Below are 4,624 nucleotides of genomic sequence, written 5' to 3'. Positions count from 1 at the left end.
TGCTTAATACCCCTTACGGCGCAGAAGAGGTCTGGAGCCGGCTGCCGCAGGAGGTTCAGGCGGTGCTGAATCAAAAGCAGGCCCGCTTCTTCGTGGTGAACGCAGCGAAAATTGCCCGCGAATGCGGCCTCGGCGCGCGCATTAATACCGTGATGCAGATGGCCTTCTTCGAGCTGACGCGCATTCTGCCCGGCGACAGCGCGCTGGTTGAGCTGCAGAACGCCATCGCGAAAAGCTACAGCAGCAAGGGCCAGGAGCTGGTAGAGCGTAACTGGCAGGCGCTGGCCATGGCGCGGGAATCACTGGCGGAAGTGGCACTGCAGCCGGTAGACGCCGGCAGCGCCTGCCGTCCGCCGGTGGTGTCCGATGCCGCCCCGGACTTTGTGAAAACCGTTACCGCCGCCATGCTGGCCGGACTCGGTGATGCTCTGCCGGTATCGGCGCTGCCGCCGGACGGTACCTGGCCGGTAGGCACCACCCGCTGGGAGAAACGCAATATCGCCGAAGAGATCCCTATCTGGAAAGAGTCCCTCTGCACCCAGTGTAACCACTGCGTTGCCGCCTGCCCGCACTCGGCCATTCGCGCCAAAGTGGTGCCGCCGGAGGCAATGGAAGCCGCGCCCGCCAGCCTGCACGCGCTGGATGTGAAGTCCCGCGACATGCGCGGACAGAAGTATGTTCTGCAGGTAGCACCGGAGGACTGCACCGGCTGCAACCTGTGCGTCGAGGTCTGCCCGGCAAAAGACCGTCAGGATCCGCAAATCAAGGCTATCAACATGATGTCGCGCCTTGAGCACGTGGAGGAAGAGAAGGTCAACTACGACTACTTCCTCGCCCTGCCGGAAATCGAGCGTAGCGCGCTGGAACGTATTGATATTCGCACCTCGCAGCTGCTTACCCCGCTGTTTGAGTACTCCGGCGCCTGCTCCGGCTGCGGCGAAACGCCTTACATCAAGCTGCTTACCCAGCTGTACGGTGACCGGATGCTGATTGCCAACGCCACCGGCTGCTCGTCAATCTACGGCGGTAACCTGCCTTCAACGCCGTACACCACCGACGCCAGCGGGCGCGGGCCGGCATGGGCCAACTCGCTGTTTGAAGATAATGCTGAATTCGGCCTCGGCTTCCGCCTGTCGGTGGACCAGCACCGCAGCCGCGTCATGCGCCTGCTGGCGCGCTTTGCCGACCAGCTACCCGCCGATCTGTATGCGGCACTGCACGCCGATGCCGCACCAGAACTCCGCCGCGAACAGGTGGCGGCCCTGCGTCAGCACCTGGACGGCGTGGAAGGGGCACACGAGCTGCTAACCGATGCCGATGCGCTGGTTGAGAAGTCTGTCTGGCTGATCGGCGGCGACGGCTGGGCCTACGATATTGGTTTCGGCGGTCTCGACCACGTGATGAGCCTGACGGAAAACGTCAATATTCTGGTGCTCGATACCCAGTGCTATTCGAATACCGGCGGCCAGGCATCAAAAGCAACCCCGCTCGGGGCGGTGACCAAGTTTGGCGAGCACGGCAAGCGCAAGGCGCGTAAAGATCTCGGCGTCAGCATGATGATGTACGGCCATGTTTACGTGGCGCAGATCTCGCTGGGCGCCCAGCTTAACCAGACGGTGAAGGCCATTCAGGAAGCGGAAGCCTACCCGGGCCCGTCGCTGATCATTGCCTACAGCCCCTGCGAAGAGCACGGCTACGATCTGGCGCTCAGCCACGATCAGATGCGCCAGCTCACCGCCACCGGCTTCTGGCCGCTGTTCCGCTTCGATCCGCGCCGCGAGGCCGAAGGCAAAGTGCCGATGATGCTGGACTCACGCCCGCCGTCCGACGCGCTGGCCGACACGCTGATGAAAGAGCAGCGCTTCCGTCGCCTTAATGCGCAGCAGCCGGAGGTGGCCGAACAGCTCTGGAAGGATGCGGCAGAGGATCTGCAGAAGCGTTACGACTTCCTGGCCAGGCTGGCCGGAAAAGAAGAAAAGAGCGCCGCCGAATAAGCGGCTGCCGCAGGGATCCCGCTCGGGATATTAGCGAGCGGGATCCAACGCACGATGACCGGCCCGACCCTGCGTCGGGCTTTTTATTACGCCGCGTTTTGCCTGCGTAGCGAGAAGGCGTAGCCCACGGTGGCCGTCAGGCACAGCAGGTAGCCGTACATCTCACAGCCCTCTTCCACCGCGTTTTTCGCCGCCCGAACATAGCCGTCCTGCAGAATAAAGCCCCACAGCTCGCCCATTCCCAGCAGGCGGGAAAAAACCAGAATGGTTATCAGGCCCGCTATCATCATGCCGTAACCCGGCGTGCGGGTGTAATCCTGCAGCTGCGCCGCAGTGGTTTTCCATTTAACAAGCGGACAGACAAGAGTGATTGCGGACGTCGCCAGGGCAAACCAGACCCAGCTGCCGTGGGCGATCATATCGAAGACCGCATCCAGCTCGCGGATAAGCATCGCCAGAAACAGGCCGCCGATCAGAATATTGCACTGTCGAAATGCGGTATAGCGGCGGGCAAAGAGGAAATGCATCACCGCGACGGCGGCCAGCACCGCCTCCTGGACTATCTCGGTCACGGAAAGCTCGCTGACGGTATCGCGAAAGAAATTGAGATCGAGCCAGAGGCACAGCACGGTAATGACCGGCCCGAGACAGGCCGCGACAAAAAAGAGAAAATGTTTAAATAAAGACATTACAACCACATTATTGATGCAAAACACTATTATAAAGTGTGGTTTTGGCTGCATTATTCACTTCGTGCGGGTTGTTAAACACAGCTTAATCCATGAAAAGATCGTGGAATATTTATCCTGCCGGTGAGGCTTATTTTCCCGACCGGTCTGCCATAATCTTATGCCGGGACGGAAATAACCCTGAGCGCTGTGGGGAGCAGATTTTAACGCGAGGCGGAATATGTTGAGGATCCTCTGTTTACTTTTTACATTGGTGATTGTCGGTTGTGCAGATACACAAATAGGCGCTGCGGGCGGCTCTTCCAGCAGCCGCGTAGGCGTCAGTACGGGAATTGGATTTTGAACGGCAGGCCCGAGCGGGCCTGCCTGAATAAAAAAAATCGCAGGCTATGCCGGGAAGTATTTCTCCACCAGCGCATAAAGAATCGCGACAGTTTCAGCATCTGGCGTACCGCCGTAGTCCCGCTGGCGGAAGTGCAGCTGGAAGGCGCGAATCAGCGCCTGATAGCCCTCGTCCGTTTCCGCGCCGTCGGTGCTGTAGCCATAGCGTTTCAGAGCCGCGAGAATTGCTGCTTTGTCCGGTAATCCCTGGCTTGTGAACTGCGCCTGATATTTCTTCACCGTCGTATCATCATACCAGGCGCCAATGCCCGCATCGTACAGCGCCTTCCACGGAAACGCCGCGCCGGGATCGCTTTTGCGCCCGGGGGAAATATCGGAGTGGGCAACAATATTGATCGGCGACATATCGGGATAACGCTGGATAATATTGAGCGCCAGCTGCTTCACGGCTGAAATTTGCTGCGGGTTAAATGGCGGAAAGACAAATTCGCCGTTGGCATCAGAGGCTAAATTCACAATTTCAATACCGATAGCGGTATCGTTCAAATTGCTGCGCCCGGCCCAGCTGCTGACACCGGCATGCCAGGCGCGTTCGCATTCATCGACCAAATTAAAGATGCGCAGGGTGTTAAAACCGGCGTCGATATAGCTTTTTTCGCTCGGGTCCGGGACCAGATAATGCGCGCTGGCCCCGCCGTCGCCGGACAGCAGCTTCACTGAGGTAGCGAAATCAACGGCAGTGTAATGCATGACGAGGAAACGCACCCGGCGGTTAAAGCCTTTCACCGAACGGTAGGTATTGGGGTCTATCTGATACATACAATCTCTCCTGATGGCGCCAGAATTTCGCTACCCGCAGCGCTGCAGCAAGGTGGCTAAAAATCGGGCGGTATGTTTATCCCGCTGCAATTGTGCACCACCCGCTGCGGGTTAAAAACCGACGCTAAGTGTGGAAATTGGCGGAATGAAATAATGAAGAGATGGTAACGCGAAGCGTGGCACTGAAAAGCGTGGTGGGCTGTGAGGGGTTCGAACCCACGACCAATTGATTAAGAGTCAACTGCTCTACCAGCTGAGCTAACAGCCCGTCCCGTTAGTGCGGGAAAGACTTTACGCCTGCGGGATTGCGGGCGCAAGATCGATCGGGCATAAGTAATTGCTTATCATAGCCTGAGGGCATAAAGCCCCTGCGTTGCGTAACATCTCATCATTGAAAGCGGGAGCCGCGCGGGGCCCCCGACTTAATTAGCGTTTTTGATGCAGTTCAATCACGTAGCCGCCGGTGAAGCCCAGCACCGCACTGCGGTCGGACTGCGCCAGAATGGAGACCTGATTCGCCTTCGCCAGCGCAACCCTCTTCGCCAGATCGTCTACCTCAAAATCGGTTTTGATCTCCCGCCAGGGCGCGGCCAGCCGCGCTTTCTGATCGTCAGTCAGAATCACGACGTTGAACAGCCCCGCCGACGACGAAAGCTGTACCCGGCGGAAGTGCTCGCCCGGCAGGCCAATCTCCTCCCCCGGACGATGTCCATCGCGCACAATTACGCCGCCGGTCACCGCAATGAACGCCGAAATAAAGCTGTGGGCCGCGGTGGGGGT

Annotated in this window: 4 protein-coding genes and 1 tRNA gene; 1 reads left to right on the top strand and 4 read right to left on the bottom strand. The window is 58.8% G+C overall.

The features are described 5' to 3' along the window. Positions 1–1,994: 2-oxoacid:acceptor oxidoreductase family protein (locus QZ766_RS03680; protein WP_297197410.1), on the top strand; the 1,994-nt coding region annotated here is incomplete at its 5' end. Positions 1,995–2,080: 86 nt separating this feature from the next. Here the strand turns inward: QZ766_RS03680 and QZ766_RS03675 are convergent. From QZ766_RS03675 to QZ766_RS03660, 4 genes are all read right to left on the bottom strand, one after another. After that, the gene (locus QZ766_RS03675) at positions 2,081–2,683 is read right to left on the bottom strand and encodes a transporter (protein ID WP_297197407.1); all 603 of its coding nucleotides are present in this window, start codon (positions 2,681–2,683) and stop codon (positions 2,081–2,083) included. 387 nt (positions 2,684–3,070) lie between these two features. Then, positions 3,071–3,844 carry an N-acetylmuramoyl-L-alanine amidase gene (locus tag QZ766_RS03670; RefSeq protein WP_297197405.1) on the bottom strand — a complete coding sequence of 258 codons (774 nt, stop codon included), beginning with the start codon at positions 3,842–3,844 and terminating at the stop codon, positions 3,071–3,073. Positions 3,845–4,036: 192 nt separating this feature from the next. Continuing rightward, positions 4,037–4,112, bottom strand: a tRNA-Lys gene (locus QZ766_RS03665). 158 nt (positions 4,113–4,270) lie between these two features. Continuing rightward, positions 4,271–4,624 (bottom strand): hypothetical protein (locus QZ766_RS03660; protein ID WP_297197403.1); only part of this gene is annotated, 354 nt, incomplete at its 5' end.

Source organism: uncultured Pluralibacter sp., assembly GCF_913775985.1.
Classification (GTDB): Bacteria; Pseudomonadota; Gammaproteobacteria; order Enterobacterales; family Enterobacteriaceae; genus Pluralibacter.
This window is presented reverse-complemented; position numbering and strand designations above follow the sequence as displayed.

Bases quoted from the DNA above. Each gene is read 5' to 3' on its own strand.
- QZ766_RS03670 (WP_297197405.1), bottom strand. From the start codon at position 3,844: ATGTATCAGATAGACCCCAATACCTACCGTTCGGTGAAAGGCTTTAAC.
- QZ766_RS03675 (WP_297197407.1), bottom strand. From the start codon at position 2,683: ATGTCTTTATTTAAACATTTTCTCTTTTTTGTCGCGGCCTGTCTCGGG.